Annotated in this window: 18 protein-coding genes and 1 pseudogene; 12 read left to right on the forward strand and 7 right to left on the reverse strand. The window is 59.1% G+C overall.

All coding sequences use genetic code 11. The features are described 5' to 3' along the window. The first annotated feature begins 31 nt into the window (after positions 1-31). The 3 genes from AFK63_RS06300 (at position 32) to lysM (ending at position 4,188) form a co-directional block, all read left to right on the forward strand. Entirely contained in the window at positions 32-1,732 is a 1,701-nt protein-coding gene (locus AFK63_RS06300; RefSeq protein ID WP_038862307.1) for a molecular chaperone HscC, read from the forward strand. After that, positions 1,732-3,573: a J domain-containing protein gene (locus AFK63_RS06305; protein ID WP_038862308.1), complete on the forward strand. Its 1,842-nt coding sequence runs from the start codon at positions 1,732-1,734 to the stop codon at positions 3,571-3,573. Before AFK63_RS06300 ends, AFK63_RS06305 begins: the two co-directional genes overlap by 1 nt. 168 nt (positions 3,574-3,741) lie before the next feature. Then, positions 3,742-4,188 carry a peptidoglycan-binding protein LysM gene (lysM, locus tag AFK63_RS06310; RefSeq protein ID WP_038862310.1) on the forward strand — a complete coding sequence of 149 codons (447 nt, stop codon included), beginning with the start codon at positions 3,742-3,744 and terminating at the stop codon, positions 4,186-4,188. Positions 4,189-4,229: 41 nt separating this feature from the next. Here the strand turns inward: lysM and cmoB are convergent, their stop codons facing one another. From cmoB to AFK63_RS06335, 5 genes are all read right to left on the reverse strand, one after another. Then, entirely contained in the window at positions 4,230-5,201 is a 972-nt protein-coding gene (gene cmoB / locus AFK63_RS06315; RefSeq protein ID WP_038862311.1) for a tRNA 5-methoxyuridine(34)/uridine 5-oxyacetic acid(34) synthase CmoB, read from the reverse strand. Further along, positions 5,198-5,941: a carboxy-S-adenosyl-L-methionine synthase CmoA gene (cmoA, locus tag AFK63_RS06320; RefSeq protein ID WP_038862312.1), complete on the reverse strand. Its 744-nt coding sequence runs from the start codon at positions 5,939-5,941 to the stop codon at positions 5,198-5,200. The genes cmoB and cmoA overlap by 4 nt, the downstream gene beginning before the upstream one ends. 40 nt (positions 5,942-5,981) lie before the next feature. Beyond that, a complete protein-coding gene (locus AFK63_RS06325) occupies positions 5,982-6,377 on the reverse strand; it encodes an MAPEG family protein (protein ID WP_007677951.1) in 396 nt (131 codons plus the stop codon). 67 nt (positions 6,378-6,444) lie between these two features. Continuing rightward, positions 6,445-7,263, reverse strand: a complete 819-nt coding sequence (locus tag AFK63_RS06330) for a DUF72 domain-containing protein (protein WP_038862314.1) — start codon at positions 7,261-7,263, stop codon at positions 6,445-6,447. Further along, entirely contained in the window at positions 7,260-7,826 is a 567-nt protein-coding gene (locus tag AFK63_RS06335; RefSeq protein ID WP_038862315.1) for a hydrolase, read from the reverse strand. Before AFK63_RS06335 ends, AFK63_RS06330 begins: the two co-directional genes overlap by 4 nt. Before the next feature lie 266 nt (positions 7,827-8,092). Between AFK63_RS06335 and aspS the strand changes: the two are divergent. From aspS to ruvB, 6 genes and pseudogenes are all read left to right on the forward strand, one after another. Next, a pseudogene (gene aspS, locus AFK63_RS06340) lies at positions 8,093-9,853 on the forward strand (aspartate--tRNA ligase); the annotation flags it as partial. Positions 9,854-10,082: 229 nt separating this feature from the next. Next, entirely contained in the window at positions 10,083-10,526 is a 444-nt protein-coding gene (gene nudB, locus AFK63_RS06345; RefSeq protein WP_038862317.1) for a dihydroneopterin triphosphate diphosphatase, read from the forward strand. 27 nt (positions 10,527-10,553) lie between these two features. Next, positions 10,554-11,294: a YebC/PmpR family DNA-binding transcriptional regulator gene (locus tag AFK63_RS06350; RefSeq protein ID WP_004384823.1), complete on the forward strand. Its 741-nt coding sequence runs from the start codon at positions 10,554-10,556 to the stop codon at positions 11,292-11,294. Positions 11,295-11,328: 34 nt separating this feature from the next. Further along, a complete protein-coding gene (gene ruvC, locus AFK63_RS06355) occupies positions 11,329-11,850 on the forward strand; it encodes a crossover junction endodeoxyribonuclease RuvC (RefSeq protein ID WP_032967022.1) in 522 nt (173 codons plus the stop codon). A gap of 144 nt (positions 11,851-11,994) precedes the next feature. Further along, positions 11,995-12,606, forward strand: a complete 612-nt coding sequence (gene ruvA / locus AFK63_RS06360; RefSeq protein ID WP_038862318.1) for a Holliday junction branch migration protein RuvA — start codon at positions 11,995-11,997, stop codon at positions 12,604-12,606. 8 nt (positions 12,607-12,614) lie between these two features. Continuing rightward, positions 12,615-13,625 (forward strand): Holliday junction branch migration DNA helicase RuvB, encoded by a 1,011-nt coding sequence (gene ruvB, locus AFK63_RS06365; protein WP_007775934.1) that lies wholly within the window; start codon positions 12,615-12,617, stop codon positions 13,623-13,625. Between the two features lie 84 nt (positions 13,626-13,709). On the opposite strand, the gene znuB is transcribed toward ruvB, so the two are convergent. Together znuB and znuC are read right to left on the reverse strand one after the other, a co-directional pair. Continuing rightward, the gene (znuB, locus tag AFK63_RS06370) at positions 13,710-14,495 is read right to left on the reverse strand and encodes a zinc ABC transporter permease subunit ZnuB (protein ID WP_038862320.1); all 786 of its coding nucleotides are present in this window, start codon (positions 14,493-14,495) and stop codon (positions 13,710-13,712) included. Continuing rightward, positions 14,492-15,247, reverse strand: a complete 756-nt coding sequence (znuC, locus tag AFK63_RS06375; protein WP_038862322.1) for a zinc ABC transporter ATP-binding protein ZnuC — start codon at positions 15,245-15,247, stop codon at positions 14,492-14,494. The genes znuB and znuC overlap by 4 nt, the downstream gene beginning before the upstream one ends. Before the next feature lie 78 nt (positions 15,248-15,325). Here znuC and znuA point away from each other — a divergent pair, with 78 nt between their 5' ends. The 3 genes from znuA (at position 15,326) to lpxM (ending at position 18,706) form a co-directional block, all read left to right on the forward strand. After that, positions 15,326-16,270, forward strand: a complete 945-nt coding sequence (gene znuA / locus AFK63_RS06380) for a zinc ABC transporter substrate-binding protein ZnuA (protein ID WP_038862323.1) — start codon at positions 15,326-15,328, stop codon at positions 16,268-16,270. Positions 16,271-16,285: 15 nt separating this feature from the next. Then, entirely contained in the window at positions 16,286-17,611 is a 1,326-nt protein-coding gene (gene mepM / locus AFK63_RS06385) for a murein DD-endopeptidase MepM (protein WP_071603663.1), read from the forward strand. Between the two features lie 126 nt (positions 17,612-17,737). Next, a complete protein-coding gene (gene lpxM / locus AFK63_RS06390; RefSeq protein ID WP_038862325.1) occupies positions 17,738-18,706 on the forward strand; it encodes a lauroyl-Kdo(2)-lipid IV(A) myristoyltransferase in 969 nt (322 codons plus the stop codon). Positions 18,707-18,913 lie beyond the last annotated feature (207 nt).

The raw sequence follows: 18,913 nt of genomic DNA on the forward strand, positions 1-18,913 counted from the left end.
ACAACAGCATAGCCTGAAAAGGGAGAACAGGATGATCGTCGGCATCGATCTCGGTACCACCAATAGCCTCGCCGCCGTCTGGCAGGATGGCAGCTCGCGGCTTATCACCAACGCGCTGGGGGAGTTACTTACGCCGAGCGTCGTCGGCCTTGACGACGAAGGCCGCGTACTGGTCGGCAAAGCCGCGCGGGAGCGCCTGCATACGCACCCGCATCTCACTACCGCGCTTTTCAAGCGCCATATGGGCACCGCCTGGAGTGCCCGGCTCGGCGATAAGCTGTTTCGCGCTGAGGAGCTGTCGGCGCTGGTGCTGAAAAGCCTTAAGGACGATATCGAGCGCGCCTGCGGCGAGCCGGTGACCGAGGCGGTGATCAGCGTGCCGGCCTATTTCAGCGACGCGCAGCGCAAAGCCACAAAGGTGGCGGGCGAGCTGGCGGGGCTAAAAGTTGAAAAACTGATTAACGAGCCGACTGCCGCGGCGCTGGCCTATGGCCTGCACCGCCAGGGCGAGGAAGGCACATTCCTGGTGTTCGACCTCGGTGGCGGCACCTTTGACGTCTCGGTGCTTGAGCTGTTTGAAGGCGTGATGGAAGTGCGCGCCAGCGCAGGCGATAACTTTCTTGGCGGCGAGGATTTCGACCAGGCGCTGATCGACTTTTTCGTGTCGCGCCAGATGGCCGCCGGCGGCCTGCCTGACCCGACCGCGTACACCCACGCGCTGCGCCGCGAGGCCGAGCGGGTGCGTCAGACGCTCGGCGAGCAGCACACCGCGACGTTTACGCTGCGCGCTGAAGAACAGATCTGGAGCGAGACGATTCATCAGGGCGAGCTGAATGAGATTTTCGCGCCGTTGCTGGCCCGTCTGCGCCAGCCGATTGAGCGCGCGCTGCGTGACGCCCGCATCCGGGTGGCGGATCTCGATGAAATCCTGCTGGTGGGCGGCGCGACCCGGATGCCGCTGGTGCGCCGTCTGGCCGCCAGCCTGTTTGGCCGTTTTCCGTCGGTTTCCATTAACCCGGACGAAGCGGTAGCACTTGGCGCGGCCGTACAGGCCGCGCTGAAAAAACGCGATGCGGCGCTTGAGGAAGTGGTGCTGACCGACGTCTGCCCGTATACGCTCGGTATCGAAACCGTTAAGGCGTTTGGCCGCCATCATGACGAGGGCCACTATCTGCCTATTATTGAGCGTAACGTGGTGGTGCCGGTGAGCCGCGTGAAAACCGTCAGCACGCTCTACGATAACCAGACGATGGTAGCGTTCACGATTTACCAGGGCGAGAGCCGCCTCGTGAAAGACAACATTGAGCTTGGCCATATGCGCGTGCCGGTGCCGCCAAAACCGGAGGGCGAGGTCACGCTGGACGTGCGTTTTACCTATGACGTTAACGGCATTCTGGAGGCGGAAGTCACCGTGCCGCTGACCGGCCAGCGCCATCAGCTGATTATCGAAAATAATCCCGGCGTACTGACGCCCGAGGAGATAGCCCAGCGGCTGTCGGAATTGCAGGCGCTGAAAATTCACCCCCGCGAGCGCCAGCCTAACACCCATCTGCTGGCCCGCCTTGACCGGTTATATCAGGAAAACACCGGCGAGTTGCGCGAAGAAATCAGCTATCTCGGCGCGCGTTTCCAGCAGGCGCTGGAGAGCCAGGATGATGCGCGTATCGACAAGGCGCGCCAGGAAATTAGCCTGCAGGCTGACGCTATCGAAGCCGGGATGTGGCTCTTCTGATGCGTTTTCTGGATATTCTCGGCCTGGAGCCCGGCGCGGATGAGCGCGCCATTAAACGCGCCTACGCAAAACAGCTCAAAACCTGCCGTCCGGATGAAGACCCGGAAGGCTTTCAGCAATTACGTGACGCCTATGAACAGGCGCTGGAATATGCCCGCGAGCGGTGGGACGACGAGCCAACGGATGACGTGACGGATGAGCCGTTCGCGCCTGACAATGTGGCGCAGACGCCAGACGCGCCGGACTTCTCGCGGCGCTTTCATCATGAAGAGCAGAGCGCCAGCGAGCCTGAACCCACGCGGCCGCCGGACATCGACTCTGCGCCGCCCAGGCGCGACAGTACACGGCGCGTTGACCAGTGGCTCGACGGGCTTACTGAAGCAAACCTCAACGCACGCTGGCTCCAGGCGCGGGCGGTGGGCGAGGGCGTCGCGTTTGAAAAAGCGGTGCTGGCGCGCTGTCTGTCGCATTCCGCTTCCGGCGAGCCGGGCCTTGTCGCGCACGCCCAGGCGCTGTTCCAGTGGCTGACGGCCGGGCAAACCCTGCCGCTTGATAACGCGCAACAGACCCGGTTGCGCGGCGTGCTGCTGGCGCCTTATGCCGCTGAGATGGCGGCGGCGCTGGCGGAAGGCCAGGACGGCCATTATCTCGCGCGCCTGCGTGCGTTAGCGCATACGCCCTGGCTGCAAAGTTATGATGGTCAGCTTCAGTTGCAGCGCCTGGCGCTGACGCTTTTGGATGACATGCCCGAATGGTCCACGTCGCGGTTCGCCGCGTTGTGCACGCTGTTTCACTGGGATGAGGCGCGCGGCGAGCGGCCCGACCTGCCGGAGCTGTGGATGCCGATCATCGCCCGCGACGAAGATGAACGGCTATTCGCGACGCTTACGGCGCAGCGCGACGCGCCGGACGACTCTTCGGCGCACCGGGCGGCGCGTATGGTGCTGCGCGAGCAGGATGAAGACGCGCGAATGCTGGCGGGGCTCGACTACACCGACGACGACTGGGCTGCCTGCGCGAGACTGACCGACCGGCTGGAGATTGGTCATCCGGCGCTCATCCCGCGTTTTGTGGGCGTGGATATCCACGCCTGGGAGCAGACGTCTCATAAGCTTAACAGCACGAACGTGCCGATGTTGCGCAGCCTCTGGTTTATCGGGCTGATGATGGCGACGTTCGGCTGGATGCTGCCGGCGATTTACGACGGCACGATAACCCCCTGGGACGTGGTGCTGCGCGTGCTGGTGGCGCCGGTGGTGGCGATGGTCGTGGGCGCGGTGCCGCTGGCGCTGTGGTCTGGCTTCACCCGGTCACTGTCAGGTACCGACACGGCGCTGAGCGAACGACTGCTGCCGCGGTTTATCTACTCGCCACGGCGCAAACGCTGGCGGCTTCTCGCGCATGTCATTCCGTTCTGTGTCGTCAGCGTGGTTATCGCGCTGATCTGCGGCCGGCTCGCGATGGGGATCTTTGTGACAGTCACGCTGCTGCTCGCCTGGACCGATCTCTGGCGCTACCCCGGCGCGCTGCAACGCTTTCGCAAAAAGCCGGCACCGAAACGCGGCGGCATGAAGAAGCAGGTGCTGCTGGCGCTGCTGTTTTTCGCCATTATTACCGGCGTGCGCGCGTTGCTGCCGGGAGCGACACCTGAAGCCCCAAAAACGGCGCCGACCGTTTACCACGGCGAGGCGACGCGCGGTCACGTCGGGCCTGCCAGGGTGGCGCAGAATTCGTGCGACACGCCGCCAGCGGTGCCGCCACTGTGCCGTAACCTGAACGATCCGCAGGCGTGCAGCGAGCGGGTAAACCACGACTGGTACGAACGCTGCGCGCCGCGCTAAGCACAACACACCAGCCCGGCACAGCCGGGCATTTTTTGTGTGATAGCAAGGTGCGGCGTCGCGCTTGCGGCTGGCTGTTCACTTTTAACGCAAACGGTACGCTACCGCCTGGTTTATTTCGCCGTTTCTTTGCCACACTTCTCAGGTGAATTTTTTTGAGGAGGAATTATGGGCTTACTGAATTTTGTCAAAGAAGCGGGCGAGAAAATCTGGGACAGCGTCTCCGGGCATAACGATGCGGCGCAGCAGAACGCCAAAGTGCAGGAGCACCTGAAAAAAACCGGCATCCCGGACGCCGATAAAGTGCAGGTGCAGGTCGATGACGGCAAAGCGACCGTGACCGGTCAGGGCTTAAGCCAGGAGGCCAAAGAGAAAATTCTGGTGGCGGTAGGGAATATCGCGGGCATCGGGCATGTCGATGATAACGTGGCGGTGGCAAGCCCTGCGCCGGAAAGCCAGTATTACACGGTGAAAAAAGGCGACACCCTGAGCGCGATTTCTAAAGAGGTTTATGGCGATGCGAACCAGTATCAGAAAATTTTTGAAGCCAATAAACCGATGCTGACCAGCCCGGAAAAAATCTATCCGGGCCAGGTGCTGCGTATTCCGAAATAACCGTACGCCTCCCGCTCATGCCGGGCGGGAGGCGTTGTCAGTCAGGGCTTGCGGGCCACCAGCACGGCGCGCAGCGGGGCAGGGTAGCCTTCGCGGGTTTTCGTGGCATCCTGAGGATCGAGGAAATCCGCCAGCGACTCCGTCTGCATCCAGGCGGTGCGGCGCTGCTCTTCCACCGTGGTGACCGAGTAATCCGCAATGCGCACATCCACAAAACCGCATTTTTCCAGCCAGTTTTTCAGCGCCGGCGCGGACGGAATAAAGTAGACGTTACGCATCTGCGCGTAGCGCTCGCCGGGCACCAGCACTGTGTTTTCATCGCCTTCCACCACCAGCGTTTCCAGTACCAGCTCGCCCTCTTTCACCAGCTGATCTTTAAGCTGCCAGAGATGCTCCAGCGGCGAGCGGCGATGGTAGAGCACGCCCATAGAAAAGACGGTATCGAACGCATTGAGCGCGGACATCTGCTCAATGCCGAGCGGTAACACGTGCGCGCGGTTATCGTCGCCCAGCAGCTTGCGGACCGCCTCAAACTGGCACAGGAACAGCTGTGTCGGATCGATGCCCACCGCCAATTGCGCGCCTGCGCCGACCATGCGCCAGAGGTGATAGCCGCTGCCGCAGCCCACATCGAGAATAGTGCGGCCAGCAAGCGGGGTGATATGCGGCAGCACGCGATCCCATTTGAGATCGGAGCGCCATTCGGTGTCGATATCGATGCCATAGAGCGAAAATGGCCCTTTGCGCCACGGCATCAGCGTACGCAGCAGCTGTTCGATACGCTTGCGCTGACCGTCGCTGAGCGGCGTATCGCTCTGCGCGCTGACGCTGTGCAGCAGGTCAAGCTGATCCGGCACCAGCGCCGGCAGGTTATCGAGAGAATTTTTCCACTGCTTAAACTGGCCGTGCAGGGCGTCGCGCTGCCAGGCGGCGACCTGAGCGGGCAGCGTTTCGAGCCAGTGCGCGAGCGGGCCGCAGGCTATCTGCTGATAAAACTTACCGAAATCGATCATGCCGCGCTCCCGGCTTTCAGCGCTACCAGCGAGCCAAAGTTAAAGCACTGGAACCAGAGTTCGCTGTGCTCAAAACCGGCCTGACGCAGGCGCGCTTTGTGGGTTTCCACGGAGTCGGTCAGCATGACGTTTTCCAGCATGCTGCGCTTCTGGCTTATCTCCAGCTCGCTGTAACCGTTGGCGCGCTTGAAATCATGGTGCATGTTAAACAGCAGCTCGCCGACATCGCTGTCTTCAAAACTGAATTTTTCAGAGAGCACCAGCGCGCCGCCGGGGTTAAGTCCCTGATAGATTTTATTGAGCAGCAGCTGACGGTCGTCTGGATTGAGGAACTGGAGCGTGAAATTGAGCACCACCATAGAGGCGTTCTCAATGGTGATATTGCGGATATCGTCTTCAATCACCTCCACCGGCGTTTTCGCCTTGAACGCGTCGATATGGCGACGGCAGCGCTCCACCATAGCGGGCGAATTGTCCACCGCGATAATCTTACAGCCATCGTGATGCACGTTGCGGCGCACCGAGAGGGTGGCGGCGCCGAGCGAACAACCGAGGTCGTAGACCTGGCTTGCGGGCTGGACGAAACGTTCCGCCAGCATGCCAATCATGGAAATGATATTGGAATAGCCCGGCACGGAACGCTGGATCATATCGGGGAAGACTTCAGCCACCCGCTCATCGAAAGTCCAGTCGCCCAGACGGGCGATGGGCGCGGAGAACAGCGTGTCGCGATTAGACATAGCGTAAATCCTGGGGAAAACGAAAGGGGCGTATTTTGCGCTAATGGAACGAGAAAACCAACTCCCAGGGCATATACCAGATGTTGGCCAGCACCATCAGCAGCAGCGCGATATACGTAGCGCTCATGCCGCTGCGCCGCCAGCGTAACAGCCGGTGATGGAAGCCGTAATAATGCATCAGACGACCGACCAGCAGCAGCAGGCCGCAGACGTGCAGCATCCAGTTCTGCGCGCCGTTCATCTCCATAAAAAGCAGCAGCAACAGGCCGATGGGCAGGTATTCCACGGCATTGCCGTGTATACGGATAGCGCTTTGCAGCTCGCTGAAACCGCCGTCGCCATATGCGACGCGATACTGCATCCGCAGACGAACCACATCGAAAGAGAACTTCATCAACAACAACGCACCCAGAACCGCATAAAGCGCGCTTACCATAGAAACTCCGTTTAACGCTGTTAATGGCGCCCTTATGATAGCGTGGCGCGGGCATATTGTCGCTGCCCTAAAAGAGGGTGTCCTGGTGTGGGATGGCGGGTTCATCGCCAAGCGTCGGCAGCGCCTCGCGAAGCGCGGGCCAGAGCGTATGCACCAGCTCCGGGGCGTGTTCGATGTCTGGCGTGTGTAAAAAGAGATAAGGCGTCGTGGTCTGCTGCCATAGCGCGAGTTTGGCGAGCCATACAGTGAAGAAATCGGCATTTTGCGTCATATCGTCGCTGCCGATAAACCGCACCATCGGATGTTGCGCCGTGACCAGCGCGTGAACCGGTACTTTGGGTTTTTTCCGCTGGGCGTCGATAACCGCCGGGCTGTGCGGTTTGGCGGCATGCACCGGGCGGCTGTCGAGCATCACGCGGTTAACGCCGCGCGCGATAAGCCCACGGTTCAGCGCCAGTTCCGCCTCGCCTTTGGCGAAGAAATCGGGATGGCGAACTTCCACCCCGTAGGTAAAATCGCCGGGCAGGGCGTCAAGAAACGCCCAAAGCGCAGGCAGATCGCGCGGGCCGAACGCGGCGGGCAGTTGCAGCCAGTACTGGCCGATGCGGGCGTCAAGCGGCGCCATGCGGGCGAAAAACTCGGCGGTTAAATCATCGCAGTGGCGCAGCGCCGCATTGTGCGAAATGGTGGCCGGAAATTTAAAACAGAAGCGGAAGTCATCGTGGGTCTGCGCGTACCAGCGCCCGACGATCTCCGCCTTCGGCAGCGCGTAAAGCGTGGTGTTGCCTTCCACGCAGTTAAAATGCCGGGCGTAATCTTCGAGCGATGTAATGCCAAGCCGCACCCATCTCGGGTGCGACCACTGCGGCAGACCGAGATAAATCATAGGGCTGCGAGGATCTCCTCTGTGGAACGAACCCGCCCGATGCGCGGGAAAATATGCGTCATGCTGCCGTCGTGCTGGTCAGCGTCGGCTGCGGAGCAGGCGTCTTCGGCAATCACCAGTTCAAAGCCCATCTCCCAGGCGTTGCGCGCGGTGGATTCCACCCCAATGTTAGTAGAAATGCCGCACAGGATAATGGTCGTGATGCCGCGACGACGTAATTGTAGCTCCAGATCGGTGCCATAGAAGGCGCCCCACTGGCGTTTCGTCACTTCGATGTCAGTGTCGCGTTTGCCGAGCGCCACCGGATAGTGCCACCACTCTTCGGGCAGCGTTTGCCCGGCGATGGGGGAATCCACTGGCTGCTTCAGCGCTTCGGCGAAATCTTCAGACCAGCCGACGCGCACCATCACCACCGGCGCGCCGACGGCGCGGCACTTTTCAGCCAGCCGTGCGGCGCGGGCAACGACATCCCCGGCGCTGTGCGGGCCGCCCGCAAAGGGAAGGATGCCTTCCTGTAAATCGATAACCACCAGCGCGGTGGTAGCGGGATTGAGCGTTAACATAGAGTCTCCCCTTAAAAGCGTGTTTCGGATGAGTACCTTACTGGCGTCGCGCGCCGGACGGTTGTCTATTTTTGTTAAATTTTGTGAGAAGCGGCAATTTACGCGCAGCAATCGCGCGGGCGCGCGGCTTCGGGCTTATCGCGGCGCGGAATTTCCAGTATAATAGCCCCCTTTTTTCATCCAGTAGTGACATTCAGCCAAAGCTGCGACAGTGGTGCCTGCAGGGCAGGCGACAAACGGCCTGCGGCTAAATTAAGGGATATCTCATGCGTACAGAATATTGCGGGCAGCTCAATCTGTCCCACGTCGGACAGCAAGTGACTCTGTGTGGTTGGGTCAACCGTCGTCGCGATCTCGGCAGTCTGATTTTTATCGACATGCGCGACCGTGAAGGCATTGTTCAGGTGTTCTTCGACCCGGATCGCGCCGACGCCTTCGGCCTCGCCTCTGAACTGCGTAATGAGTTCTGCATTCAAATCACCGGCACCGTGCGCGCGCGCGACGAGAAAAACGTCAACCGCGATATGGCGACCGGCGAAGTGGAAGTGTTCGCCACCGAACTGACCATCATCAACCGCGCCGAGCCGCTCCCGCTCGACTCCAACCAGGTCAACAGCGAAGAAGCGCGTCTGAAATACCGCTATCTTGACCTGCGTCGCCCGGAGATGGCGCAGCGCCTGAAAACCCGCGCGAAAATCACAAGCTTCGTGCGTCGCTTTATGGATGACCACGGTTTCCTCGACATCGAAACCCCGATGCTGACCAAAGCCACGCCGGAAGGCGCGCGCGACTACCTGGTGCCATCCCGCGTGCACAAAGGCAAATTCTACGCGCTGCCGCAGTCGCCGCAGCTCTTCAAACAGTTGCTGATGATGTCGGGCTTCGATCGCTATTATCAGATTGTGAAATGTTTCCGCGACGAAGACTTACGTGCCGACCGTCAGCCTGAATTCACCCAGATAGACGTCGAGACCTCCTTCATGACCGCGCCGCAGGTGCGTGAAGTGATGGAAGATCTGATTCGTAAGCTGTGGCTGGACGTGAAAGGCGTCGATCTGGGCCAGTTCCCGATCATGACCTTCGCCGAAGCCGAGCGTCGTTACGGCTCCGACAAACCGGATCTGCGTAACCCGATGGAGCTGGTGGATGTTGCCGACCTGCTTAAAAGCGTCGAATTCGCGGTATTTGCGGGCCCGGCGAACGATCCGAAAGGTCGCGTCGCCGCGCTGCGCGTACCGGGCGGCGCTCAGCTGAGCCGCAAGCAGATTGACGACTACGGCAATTTCGTCAAAATTTACGGCGCAAAAGGCCTGGCATACATCAGAGTCAACGAGCGCGCGAACGGCCTTGACGGCATCAACAGCCCGGTCGCCAAATTCCTCAACGCAGAGATCGTAGAGGCTATCCTTGAGCGCACCGGCGCGCAGGACGGCGATATGATTTTCTTCGGCGCAGACAACAAAAAAGTGGTCGCCGACGCGCTGGGCGCGCTGCGTCTCAAGCTCGGTAAAGATCTCAGCCTCACCGACGAAACCAAATGGGCGCCGCTGTGGGTTATCGACTTCCCGATGTTTGAAGATGACGGCGAAGGCGGACTGAGCGCGATGCACCACCCGTTTACCGCGCCGAAAGACATGACCGCCGACGAGCTGAAAGCGGCGCCGGAAGAGGCCGTGGCGAACGCTTACGATATGGTTATCAACGGTTATGAAGTGGGCGGCGGCTCGGTGCGTATCCACCGTGGCGATATGCAGCAGACTGTGTTTGGCATTCTCGGCATCGACGAGCACGAGCAGCGCGAGAAATTCGGCTTCCTGCTGGATGCGCTGAAATTCGGTACGCCGCCGCATGCGGGTCTGGCGTTTGGTCTCGATCGCCTGACCATGCTGCTGACTGGCACCGATAACATCCGCGACGTTATCGCCTTCCCGAAAACCACCGCCGCGGCGTGCCTGATGACCGAAGCGCCGAGCTTTGCGAACCCGACCGCGCTTGGCGAACTGGGTATCGCGGTGGTGAAGAAAGAAGAACACTCTCATAAACTGCAGCAATATCGTGAAATGCTGATTGCTGATGGCATTGATCCAAATGAATTACTGAACAGTATGGCTGCTGCTAAAACCGGTACCGAAGCAAAACGTACTGATCGCCCAGCTAAATATAGCTACGTTGATGAGAAAGGCGAAACTAAAACCTGGACTGGCCAGGGTAGTACCCCTGCTGTTACCAAGAAAGCAAAGGAAGAGAAAAACTGATATGGCATATAAGCGTCCCGTTTCAGTGCTTGTCGTGATCTATGCGCAGGACACGAAACGGGTGCTGATGTTGCAGCGGCGCGACGATCCTTATTTCTGGCAGTCGGTCACCGGCAGCCTGGAAGAGGGGGAGACCGCGCCGCAGGCCGCCGCGCGCGAAGTAAAGGAAGAGGTCTCTATTGACGTTGCCCGCGAGCAACTGACCTTGATGGACTGTCAGCGCACGGTGGAGTTTGAAATTTTTAGTCATTTACGTCATCGCTATGCGCCGGGGGTGATGCGTAATACGGAGTCCTGGTTCTGTCTGGCCTTGCCGACGGAGCGGGAGATCGTATTTACCGAACACCTGACCTACCGCTGGGTTGACGCGGCCGATGCGGCTGCGCTCACCAAGTCCTGGAGCAACCGGCAGGCGATTGAAGAATTTGTTATTAACGCCGCCTGAAAAGGCGCGCTTTCTGGAGATATTTTTATGGCAGGTCATAGTAAATGGGCCAACACCAAACACCGCAAAGCGGCACAGGATGCCAAGCGCGGTAAAATCTTCACTAAAATTATTCGCGAGCTGGTAACCGCAGCGCGTCTGGGCGGCGGCGATCCGGGCTCTAACCCGCGTCTGCGCGCGGCTATCGATAAAGCGCTTTCCAACAACATGACGCGTGACACCTTAAACCGCGCTATCGCGCGCGGCGTGGGCGGTGACGAAGACGCGAACATGGAAACCATCATTTATGAAGGTTACGGCCCGGGCGGTACCGCGGTAATGGTCGAATGTCTCTCTGACAACCGTAACCGTACCGTTGCCGAAGTGCGCCACGCGTTCAGCAAGTGCGGCGGCAACCTCGGCACCGACGGCTCCGTCGCCTACCTGTTCAGCAAGAAAGGGGTCATCTCTTTTGAAGCGGGCGATGAAGACACCATCATGGAAGCGGCGCTGGAAGCAGGCGCGGAAGATGTGGTGACCTACGACGATGGCGCTATCGACGTTTACACCGCCTGGGAAGAGATGGGCGCGGTACGCGACGCGCTGGAAGCGGCGGGCCTGAAAGCAGACAATGCCGAAGTCTCCATGATCCCATCGACCAAAGCGGATATGGATGCGGAAACCGCGCCGAAACTGCTGCGTCTTATCGATATGCTGGAAGACTGCGACGACGTGCAGGAGGTTTACCACAACGGTGAAATCTCTGACGAGGTGGCGGCGACGCTCTGATGAGCGTAGCCACTACGTCTGCGGGAGACGCGTGATGTCGATTATTCTCGGGATTGACCCCGGCTCACGCGTCACCGGTTATGGCGTTATCCGTCAGACCGGTCGGCAACTGACCTATCTCGGCAGCGGCTGTATTCGCACGAGCGTCACCGATCTGCCCTCGCGCCTGAAGCTTATCTATGCGGGCGTCAGCGAAATCATCACCCAGTTTCATCCTGACTATTTCGCCATCGAACAGGTGTTCATGGCGAAAAACGCCGATTCGGCCCTGAAACTCGGTCAGGCGCGCGGCGCGGCGATTGTCGCGGCGGTGAACCACGACCTGCCGGTGTTTGAATATGCGGCGCGTCAGGTGAAGCAAACGGTCGTCGGCATCGGCAGCGCGGAAAAAAGCCAGGTGCAGCATATGGTGCGTACGCTGCTGAAACTCTCCGCCAATCCGCAGGCGGATGCGGCGGATGCATTGGCTATCGCCATCACCCATTGTCACGTCAGCCAGAATGCGGCGCAGGTCAGCGAATCGCGTCTGAATCTGGCGCGCGGTCGATTGCGTTAACGGTAAAAGGATTTACCGTTCCTTTGCGAGACGCCTCGCAACACGCACATCCTCTTCGCTGCGGCGATTTCTCGACTGGATATCTGTCCAGCTTTTTTTATATTATAGCCAGCAACTTTCTTAAGCCCCACGCAGGAGCGCAACGTGATAGGCAGACTCAGAGGCATCGTACTGGAAAAACAGCCCCCGCTGGTGTTACTGGAGACGGGTGGCGTCGGTTATGAAATCCATATGCCGATGACCTGCTTTTATGAATTGCCGGAAACCGGCAAAGAAGCGGTGGTGTTTACGCATTTTGTGGTGCGTGAAGACGCGCAGTTGCTGTTCGGCTTTAACAATAAACAAGAGCGCACGCTGTTTCGTGAGCTGATTAAGGTCAACGGCGTCGGGCCGAAGCTTGCGCTGGCTATCCTTTCCGGGATGTCGGCCCAGCAGTTTGTTAACGCCGTGGAGCGTGAAGAGCCCGCGGCGCTGGTGAAGCTGCCCGGTATCGGCAAGAAAACCGCCGAGCGTCTGGTGGTCGAGATGAAGGACCGCTTCAAAGGTCTGCATGGCGATCTCTTCACGCCGGCGGCGGATCTGGTGCTGACGTCGCCGGCAAGCCCGGTGGTGGACGATGCCGAGGCGGAAGCCGTTGCCGCGCTGGTATCGCTGGGTTATAAACCTCAGGAAGCCAGCCGTATGGTCAGTAAAGTCGCGAAGGCGGACGCGAGCAGCGAAATGCTGATTCGTGAAGCGCTGCGCGCGGCATTGTGAGGTAGAGGATGATTGAAGCAGACCGCCTGGTGGCGCCGGGCAGTATCGTGGCGGAAGAGGTGGCCGATCGCGCCATTCGCCCCAAATTACTCGAAGAGTACATCGGCCAGCCGCAGGTGCGTTCCCAGATGGAAATCTTCATCCAGGCGGCGAAGCTGCGCGGCGACGCGCTCGATCATCTGCTGATTTTCGGCCCGCCTGGGCTTGGGAAGACGACGCTCGCCAATATCGTCGCCAACGAGATGGGCGTGAACCTGCGCACCACCTCCGGGCCGGTGCTGGAAAAGGCGGGCGATCTCGCGGCGATGCTCACTAATCTTGAGCCGCATGACGTTCTGTTTATCGATGAAATTCACCGTCTTTCGCCGGTGGTGGAAGAAGTGCTCTACCCGGCGATGGAAGATTATCAGCTCGACATCATGATCGGCGAAGGCCCGGCGGCGCGCTCTATAAAAATCGATTTGCCGCCGTTTACGCTGATTGGCGCTACGACGCGCGCAGGCTCGCTCACTTCTCCGCTGCGTGACCGCTTCGGGATTGTACAGCGCCTGGAGTTCTATCAGGTGGCGGATCTTCAGCATATCGTGAGCCGCAGCGCGCGCCATATGGGCCTTGAGATGAATGACGAGGCGTCCTTTGAAGTGGCGAAGCGCTCGCGCGGCACGCCGCGTATCGCCAACCGTCTGCTGCGCCGCGTGCGTGATTTCGCTGAGGTGCGTCACGATGGGGTCATCAATCAACATGTGGCGTCTCAGGCGCTCGATATGCTGAATGTTGATGCCGAAGGCTTTGATTACATGGACCGCAAGCTGCTGCTGGCGGTCATTGATAAATTCTTCGGCGGCCCGGTGGGGCTCGATAACCTGGCGGCGGCCATCGGGGAAGAGCGCGAAACCATTGAAGATGTGCTGGAGCCGTTTCTTATCCAGCAAGGGTTTTTGCAACGTACGCCGCGCGGTCGTATGGCGACCACACGCGCCTGGAACCATTTCGGTATCACGCCTCCGCAGATGCCGTGACATCGCTGATGTGAGTGAACGACATGCATAAAAAAAGCGCCCTCAGGGCGCTTTTTTGTTAACCGTTTCTCCGGGTAGACCAGATCAGGCTGGCGGGCGTTTCGCCATGCTGAAAATAAAGAGCAGCGCCGCGCACAGCACTACCGATGGCCCGGCAGGCGTGTCATAAAACGCGGAAAAGGTCAGGCCGCCGGTTACCGCCACCATACCGAGCGCCACCGCCACACCGGCCATCTGTTCCGGCGTACGAGCAAAGCGGCGGGCGGTTGCCGCCGGGATAATCAACAGCGAGGTGATTATCAGCGCGCCGACAAACTTCATCGCCACGCCGATGGTCAGCGCCGTCACCATCATCAGCAGGATCTTCACGCGCTGTAAGCGCACGCCGTCGACAAAGGCGAGGTCGGGGCTGATAGTCATCGACAGTAAATTGCGCCATTGCCAGAACAGCACGCCGAGCACCACAACAACGCCAAGCCCGACAGAGAGCAAATCAGCAGGCGTCACCGCCAGTAAATCGCCGAACAGATACGCCATAAGGTCAACGCGGATATTGCCCATCAGGCTCACCACCACCAGTCCCAGCGACAGCGCGCTGTGCGCCATAATGCCGAGCAGCGTGTCGATGGCGAGATGCGGGCGTTTCTCAAGCCATACCAGCCCGCCGGCCAGCAGCAGGGTCACGACGATCACCGCATAAAACGGATTAACGTCCAGTAACAGCCCGAACGCGACGCCAAGCAGCGAGGCGTGCGCCAGCGTATCGCCGAAATAGGACATCCGACGCCAGACCACGAAAGAGCCCAGCGGGCCAGCGGCGCAGGCCAGCAGCATACCGGCCATCCAGCCGGGAAGCAGAAGTTCAATCATAACGAGCCATTTCCCTTGCGCAGAATAATCCGTCCCTGCAAATCGTGACGGTGGTTATGGTGATGACGGTAAATCCCCAGTTGTTCAGCGCCGCGCGGGCCAAACATAGAGATAAATTCCGGATGGGTGGAAACGACTTCCGGCGCGCCGGAGCAGCAGATGTGATGATTCAGGCACAGCACCTCATCAGTTTTAGCCATCACCAGATGCAGATCGTGTGAGACCATAAGCACGCCGCAATTAAGCTCGTGGCGCAGCTGGTTGATGAGATCATAAAGCGCGACCTGACCGTTCACGTCTACCCCCTGTGTCGGTTCGTCGAGCACCAGGAGCTGCGGCTGGTTGAGCAGGGCGCGTGCCAGCAAAACTCGCTGGGTTTCGCCGCCGGAGAGTTTCTGCATCGGCGCTTCGATAAGATGGCCTGCCTGCACGCGTTTCAGCGCCGGCAGGATATCCGCTTTGCGGGTGCCGGGGCGCAGGCGCAGGAAACGACTCACCGTCAGCGGCAGGGTGGCGTCGAGGTGCAGTTTTTGCGGCACATAGCCGATGCGCAGGTTGCGTTCACGCTTGATAACCCCCTCATCGGGTGCTACCAGCCCAAGCACCACTCTCACCAGCGTCGATTTCCCGGCGCCGTTCGGGCCGAGCAACGTCAGGATCCGTCCACCCTGGAGTGTTAAAGAAATGTCAGATAAAACGCGGCGTTGCCCGAAGGAGACGCTGACGTTCTGAAGCGATACGAGATTAGTCATGGCAATTTAATTATTGCAGAAGTTATCGAATGTTATAATATCACACTTCCAACATTCATAACGATGATAAGTCGCATTATGTTACATAAAAATACGCTTCTTTGCGCTGCGCTCGGCGCAGCAATCATGGGTGGCACCGCCACCTCCGCACAGGCCGCCGTTGTCGCTTCGCTTAAGCCGGTGGGCTTTATCGCCTCCGCGATTGCCGATGGCGTTACGCCAACCGAAGTGCTGCTGCCGGACGGCGCGTCGGAACATGACTACGCACTGCGTCCGTCTGATGTTAAACGCTTACAGAAAGCGGATTTAGTGGTCTGGATTGGCCCCGATATGGAAGCCTTTATGGATAAGTCCGTCAAAGCGCTGCCGTCACAAAAAAATCTGGCGCTGGCCGAGCTTGCCGCTGTAAAACCGCTGCTGATGAAAGGCGCTGATGATGACGATCACGACCATGATGAACATGCGCATCATGGCGAAGAAAGTGACGAACATCACCATCATAGCGATTATAACATGCACATCTGGCTGTCGCCGGAAATCGCCCGGGCCTCGGCGGTTGCAATCCACGAAAAATTAGTGGAACTTATGCCGCAAAGCAAAGCCAAACTGGACGCCAACCTCCAGCGCTTCGAGGCCGAACTGGCCCGAACAGACAAACAGGTGGCGAACGAGCTGGCACCGCTGAAAGGGAAAGGATACTTCGTTTTTCATGACGCTTACGGCTATTACGAAAAACATTACGGCCTGACATCGCTCGGCCATTTTACCGTCAATCCCGAAATCCAGCCCGGTGCGCAGCGTTTACATGAAATAAGAACACAGTTGGTTGAGCAAAAAGCCGAGTGCGTTTTTGCTGAGCCACAGTTCAGGCCAGCGGTGATTGAAGCCGTTGCCAGGGGCACGAAAGTTCGAATGGGAACACTCGACCCGCTGGGAACGTCTGTCAGCCTGGGCAAGGACAGCTATATGCAGTTCCTGACTCAGTTATCTAACCAATATGCCAGCTGCCTGAAAGGAGATTAACGAGGAAGTGGATACGTGCAACAGATAGCCCGCTCTGTCGCCCTGGCATTTAACAACCTGCCACGACCCCATCGCGTTATGCTGGGGTCTCTTACAGTTCTCACACTCGCGGTCGCCGTCTGGCGGCCGTACATTTACCACCCCGAATCAGCCCCTATCGTTAAAACCATCGAACTGCAAAAGAGCGAAATCCGTTCTCTGCTGCCTGAGGCGAGCGAGCCTATCGATCAGGCCGCGCCGGAAGACGATGAAGCGATCCCGCAGGATGAGCTTGACGATAAAACCGCCGGCGAAGCCGGGGTGCATGAATATGTGGTCTCCACCGGCGATACCTTGAGCAGCGTGCTGAATCAGTACGGTATCGATATGGGGGATATCAGCCAGCTCGCCTCGGTCGATAAAGACCTGCGTAACCTGAAAATCGGCCAGCAGATCTCCTGGACGCTCACCGACAGCGGCGAATTACAGCGCCTGACCTGGGAGATGTCGCGCCGCGAAACCCGTACTTATGACCGCACACCTGCCGGCAGCTTTAAAATGAGCAGCGAAGTGCAGCAGGGCGACTGGGTCAATAATGTGATCAAAGGCACCGTCGGCGGTAGTTTCGTCGCCAGCGCCAAAGAGGCCGGGCTCACGAGTGCTGAAATCAGCGCGGTGATTAAAGCGATGCAGTGGCAGATGGATTTCCGCAAGCTGAAAAAAGGCGACGAATTCTCGGTGCTGATGTCGCGCGAAATGCTCGACGGCAAACGTGAGCAGAGCCAGTTGCTTGGCGTGCGTCTGCGTTCGTCCGGTAAAGACTATTTCGCGATCCGCGCGGAAGACGGCAAATTCTACGACCGCAACGGCTCCGGGCTTGCCAAGGGCTTCCTGCGCTTCCCGACGTCGCGCCAGTTCCGCGTCTCTTCTAACTTCAACCCACGTCGTCTGAACCCGGTGACCGGGCGCGTCGCGCCGCATAAAGGCGTCGACTTCGCGATGCCGCAGGGTACGCCGGTGCTGGCGGTGGGTGATGGTGAAGTGGTGATGGCGAAGCGTAGCGGGGCGGCGGGCTATTATGTGGCGATCCGCCACGGACGCACCTACACCACCCGCTATATGCACCTGAAAAAGCTGCTGGTGAAACCTGGCCAGAAAGTGAAACGCGGCGATCGCATCGCGCTTTCCGGCAACACCGGACGCTCCACCGGCCCGCATCTGCACTATGAAATCTGGATAAACCAGCAGGCCGTTAACCCGCTGACCGCCAAGCTGCCGCGCTCCGAGGGCCTGACCGGCTCGGATCGCCGCGACTACCTGGCGCAGGTCAAAGAAGTGGTTCCGCAGCTGACGCTTGATTAAAAGCGCGGCAAATAACAGCCGGTGCCTTCGTGCGCCGGCTTTTTATTTTGTCTGGCGGCCTTCGCGCCGCTAAACTCCTTCATTATTTTTCTTTTTTGAAAACCTGGCTCTGCCCTGAGAACCGTCATGGAAACTAAAAAAACAAAAAGTGAATACATTCCCGAATTCGAGAAGGCGTTCCTGCATCCGCGCTACTGGGGCTCCTGGCTGGGTATTGGCGCCTGCGCTGCGCTGGCGCTGACGCCGCCATCCTTTCGCGATCCGCTGCTCGGCAAAATCGGTCGACTGGCGGGGCGGCTTGGTAAAAGCGCCCGCCGCCGCGCGCGCATTAATCTGCTCTACTGCTTCCCGGAGCTCTCCGAGGCGCAGCGCGAAGCGATTATCGACAATATGTTCGCCACCGCGCCGCAGTCGATGGTGTTCATGGCCGAACTGGCGCTGCGCGGCCCGGAAAAAGTGCTGAACCGCGTTGACTGGCACGGTGAAGCCATCATTAACGAGATGCTTGAGAGCAAAGAGAGCGTGATCCTGCTGGTGCCGCATGGCTGGGGCGTGGATATCCCGGCGATGCTGCTGGCCTCGCGCGGCGTTCACGTCGCCGCGATGTTCCATCATCAGGGCAACCGGCTGCTGGATTATGTCTGGAACAAAGTGCGCCTGCGCTTTGGTGGCCGTCTGCACGCTAGGCAGGATGGCATCAAACCGTTTATTAAATCGGTACGCGATGGCTTCTGGGGTTACTACCTGCCGGATGAAGATCACGGCCCGGAGCAGAGTGAATTTGTCGATTTCTTCGCGACCTACAAAGCGACGTTGCCGGCTGTAGGACGCCTGATGAAAGTCTGCCGCGCGCGGGTGATCCCGCTCTTCCCGGTCTATGACGGTAAAACGCACCGTCTGGACGTGTTAGTCCGCCCGCCGATGGATGATTTGATGGATGCTGATGACGTCACGCTTGCGCGCCGCATGAATGAGGAAGTGGAGCATTTCGTCGGCCCGCATCCTGAGCAGTACGCCTGGATACTGAAGCTTCTGAAAACGCGTAAAGAGGGCGAGACTGAGCCGTATCGCCGCAAAGATCTCTATCCCAAATAAAAAGCCGCTCATGGCGAGCGGCTTCTCTTTTCACACGAAGGGGCGCAGGCCCCTTTTTTGTTTCACGATGACTCCAGCCCGGTAGTTCGCTGGACTGCGACGTAGCCCTATACAGCAGGTTTATCAATAGCTTACGCGCGTTCATCATATGCCGGTGCTTTCTGAAACTTGACCCGGTTCTCCCTCGCGCCGCTCCTATCTGGCTCC

The sequence above is a fragment of the Cronobacter muytjensii ATCC 51329 genome, assembly GCF_001277195.1.
Classification (GTDB): domain Bacteria; phylum Pseudomonadota; class Gammaproteobacteria; order Enterobacterales; family Enterobacteriaceae; genus Cronobacter; species Cronobacter muytjensii.